Raw genomic sequence first — 4,295 nt, 5'->3', positions numbered from 1 at the left:
CACCCTCACGAACAGGAGATGAACTCCGGTTGATCGGGGGCTGAAGCACAACCATACACGACGGTGTGACTTCGGATTTACCAGGCTCTTACGTCCAACCTCGTGTCCCGGGCCTCTCGGTCCGGGTCGGTGTCCGTGTCGCTCTGACTTGGAATAAGTTACGGGACGTGGACGAGAAGTACCAAATCGCCTGGTCAAAGGTCTGTGAGCCGTAAAAATCGTTCGTTTGGGCGGCATTCACCCCACGTTTTCCGGCTCAGTTCGCACTCAGACGCGCCAACACACCTTCTGCACTACGTGCGGCGACCGTGCAGGCCCTCGCCGTGAACTGATCCACCATCGGATGTCCCGCCCAGGCCCGCCAGCGCCGCACCTCTCCCAGTGCCTCGTCCCGTTGCTGCGCGAGCGAGGCGTCGCGTTCCAGTCCGAGCCGCTCGACGTCCGCGACGCCCGACCCGCCGACCAGGCGCTGCAGCCGGGCTGCATCCTCGCCCGGAAGCGAGGTCGCGGTGGAGCGCAGCCGGCCGAGCAGCCGGATCTCCTGGAACCCGTGCACGTCGGACAGGGCCCTCCTTGTCTCTGCGAGCAGCCCTGCCGCCTCTGCCCCCGGGTCCACGGCCAGCACCCGTTCCAGTGCGAGGAGAGCAGAGTGCGCCTTGAGCTGGTCGGCACGCTGGCCGAACTGCACGTCGATCACCTGGCGCAGCTCGTTGAGTCCACTGCGTTCGACCAACTCGGCCGCCAGGGTCGGAGAGTCGGAGGTACCCAGCGTGATGAGTGCGACCGCCAGCCGGATGCCGAACAGACCGAACCGGTGCGCCAGCTGCGCCCGGGTCGCCGCGTCCACCGGCAGCGGGCTGTCCGCCCTGGCAAAGCGGTCCGCCGAGAGCATCGCCAACTGCAGGTCCTCGGTCGGCACCTCGCTCAGCGCCCGGAACGCCTCGTACTCGCTCTGCCGGAGCGTCCGCGCACCCAGCGCTAGCAACCCGGCGACCGGGACCACGGCCTGACACAACCCCGTCCGCTCCAGTTCGGTCGCGAACCGGGACGCGACCTCCTTCGCGGACATCATCGCGTCGAGCCGGCCCGCACCCACCTCGTCGGCACGCGAGACCACCCCCACCACACCCAGCGGGCCCGACTCGCCGCCCACGTGCGCGCCGATCTGCCCGAGGAACTGGACGTCGGTCGCGTTCAGGGTGCGCAGCAGGTACACCACCGCGTCCGTCCCGGAAGCCGAGTTCTCCGGGGTGAGCATCTGCAGGGTCCGCGCCGAGACGTCGCGCGAGAGCGACGAGGTACCGGGGGTGTCGATGATGGTGGTGTGCTGCAGCGCCGTCGCCGGCCACTCCACGTCCAGCCGGTCCACGTCCGACGCGGTCAACCTCCCCAGGTCGAAGGTGAGGCTGCCGTCCCGTCGCTGCACCGGGACGTTCGCGGACCGGTCGCCGTCGTACCAGGCGGTGACGGTGGGCGTGGCGCCGCTGCGGTACCAGGTGACGACGCGTGTGCACTCGGTCGCGTCGGTCGGTGCGATGTCCTGCCCGACCAGAGAGTTCAGCAGCGTCGACTTGCCGGCCTTGAGCGATCCGGCGAGCGCCACCCGCAGCGGCTCCTCGATCCGCTGTGCGCACTCGTCCAGCTGCGCCCGCACCCCGGGCTCCGCCGAGTACACCCCACGCGCCGCGCCGATGAGCTCGCGCGCCCGGGGCAGTGCACCGGCGCTCACGCGGCCGGGCCCGTGGTGACGTCGTCGGCCGACTCGTCGGCGGGCAGCAGCCGGCCGGCCGCCTCCTTGAGCTCCGCGAGTTCGCGCATCTGCGCCTCGATCTGCGCGGCCCGCTCGGCGCGCTCGGTCGAGGCCAGGTTCGCCGCCTCCTGCGCGGCGCGGAGCGAGTCGTTCAACGACCGCAGCGTCTGCTCGGCGATCGCGGTGAAGTGGTCGCGCAGCAGCCGCTGGATCAGCCGCAACCGGTCCTTCGACTCCTTGCCGATCTGGAAGCTGACGTCGTCGACGAAACGCCGGATCGCGACCTTCGCCTCCCCGCGGCGTTTGAGAACGCGGCTCTCCTTGTCCTCCCGGTACGCCTTGGTGCCGAGCAGCAGGCCCGCACCGACGGAGATCGGGTTCACCAGCGCCATCCCCATCAGGGTGGTGATGAGCCCGAACATCAGCACCCCGCCGTAGGAGCCGCGCATACCCACCAGCACCTTCTGGGTGATGCCGATGCGTCCGGACTCGAGCTCCGCCAGCGACCCGACGGGCTCGAGGACACCGTCCAGGTCTGCCACGTCGAGGTGCGGCAGGGCGACGGCCCCGGCCTCCGCGAAATGCTCGGCCACCACCTCCGCCAGCCACACCGCGCGGTCGTGCGCCCAGACGAAGTTGTCGCCGATCGAGGTGGCCACCTGCTGCTCGAGCCACTCCCCCAGCTGGGCCCAGTCCTTGCCCGGGTCGCCCTCGTCGACGGCCTGCTCCGCCTCCCGGGTCACGCGGCGCAGCCGGTCCCGCAGGTCGTGGTCGATGTCGGCGGCCAGGTCGGTCACGCCGTCGGAGAGCGTCTGCTGCCACAGCGAGGTGCGCTTGTGCAGTTCCTCGGCCGCCACCTTGGCCTTCTGCAGTTCCGCGACGGCGGCGGCGCCCTTGGCCGGGTCACGCAGTGCGGCCAGTTCGCTGCCCAACGCGAGGGTGAGGTGCTCGGACACCGAGTGGACGTCGAGGGCGACGGCTCGGCGGGTCGTCGCGTCGGCACGGGCCACCACCGCGTCGCGGAGGAAGTCGTAGAGCGCGGCGAAGCCGGACTCCTCGTTCAGTTCCACGTCCTCGAGTCGCAGCGCGTGCGACCTCAGCGCGGACGACACCGGGAGCAGCGGCACCCGCAGGCCCTCACGCTCGAGGTGACCGCGGTCGGCCTCGACGATCTCGCGCCAGTGCGGGTACAGGTCGGTCTTGCTGATCAGACAGGCCACCGCGGGACACAGGCCCTGCACCTGACGGACGAAGGCGAGTTCCGGTTCGGTGAACTCCTGGCTGGCGTCCGAGAGCACCAGCACCGCGTCCGCCGCCGGCAGCAGGCCCAGGGTGCTCGCGGCATGCGGGTTCCCGTGGCCGCCGACGCCGGGCGTGTCCACCAGCACCAATCCGTCGGCGAGCAGCGGGCTGGGCACGTTGACCTCCACCCGCAGCACCTCACGCCCGCCGGCCAGCGGGGACGTCGGGGTGACGTGGCCCAGGTCGTCGAGGGGCAGAGCCACCCGGGCCGGCTCGGAGCCGGGCTCGGCCAGCACCAGCTCCGCGAAGGCGGTCTCGGCGTTCTGCACGACGGTGGGCACCGCGGTGGTCTCGTCGTCGCCGACGGTGCAGACGTTCAGGTTCAGCAGCGAGTTGACCAGCTGGCTCTTGCCCTGCTTGAGCGGGCCGACCACGACGATGCGCATCCGCGGGTCGAGCACCCGCTGGGTGGCGGCGTCCAGGCGGGCGACGAGGTCGGCCCGCTCCGCCGCCGCGGCGACCCGCCCGGCGCGTTCGAGCAGTGCGACCTGCTCCGCACCGGCCGCCTCCCGCCGCTGCGCCGTGGTCGTCGGCGACGCCGACCCCCGGTCTCCCGTTGTCTGCGCGGCAGCCACTCCAGATGCGTTGTGCATGAACCCGACCCACTATCTCTCCGCGAAGACCAGCCCCGCACTCGGCATAGCGGGTGCGGGGCTGGTTTCGTTACAAAATCTCCGTGATCTACGGGTGCAGCAGATCCGTGTGGCCCGCGGCATCCGCGCCGGTGTGCGTCTCGGACGCGGCGTCGAGGTGCTGGTCGCCGAAGAGGCTGCCGCCCGCCGCGCCGGTCCCGTCGGCGAACAGGCCGGCGTCGTGCGTCGTGACGGTCTCGCTGCCGAAGGCGTTCGAGGCGTCGACCGCCGACCAGGCGTTGCCGCCGGCCGCGCCCGTGACGTCGCCGACGCCGTGACCGACCGAGGAGACCGCGCCGGTCAGGCCCGAGGTGAGCCCGCCGAGCAGGTCCGTGCCGCCGCCGACCGCACCACCCGCACCCGCACCACCGGCGACGCCGCCGCCGATTCCACCGCCGAGGTTCGCCACCGCGTCGAGCTCGGAGGTCAGTCCCGCGCCGGCACCCGCAATGCCGGAGACCGCGCCGGTCAGGCCCGCTCCCGCGTCCGCCAGCCCGGACACCGCACCGGTCAGGCCGGCGCCCGCGCCGGTGACGCCCGAAACCGCGCCGCTCAGGCCGGCCCCCGCGTCGACCGCCGAGTGCACGGTGCCGGACAGGTCGGTGCCGAGC

At 71.8% G+C, this 4,295-nt stretch carries 2 protein-coding genes and 1 pseudogene; all 3 read right to left on the bottom strand.

What is annotated here, in order from left to right; translation table 11 throughout:
• Positions 1–256 precede the first annotated feature (256 nt).
• On the bottom strand, positions 257–1,729 hold the full coding sequence (locus tag AC1DWC_RS26525) for a dynamin family protein (protein WP_477912852.1): 1,473 nt from the start codon (positions 1,727–1,729) through the stop codon (positions 257–259).
• Positions 1,726–3,645, bottom strand: coding sequence for a dynamin family protein (locus AC1DWC_RS26520; RefSeq protein WP_477912850.1), 1,920 nt, complete (start codon positions 3,643–3,645; stop codon positions 1,726–1,728). Before AC1DWC_RS26520 ends, AC1DWC_RS26525 begins: the two co-directional genes overlap by 4 nt.
• Positions 3,646–3,733: 88 nt before the next feature.
• Positions 3,734–4,295 (bottom strand): annotated as a pseudogene (locus tag AC1DWC_RS26515) (IniB N-terminal domain-containing protein); the annotation flags it as partial.

It is taken from the genome of Rhodococcus sp. P4_C10 (genome assembly GCF_056402135.1).
Note: the sequence above shows the minus strand (reverse complement) of the source record. Positions and strands in the feature narration are given on the sequence as shown.

Bases quoted from the DNA above. Each gene is read 5' to 3' on its own strand.
- AC1DWC_RS26520 (WP_477912850.1), bottom strand. From the start codon at position 3,645: ATGCACAACGCATCTGGAGTGGCTGCCGCGCAGACAACGGGAGACCGG.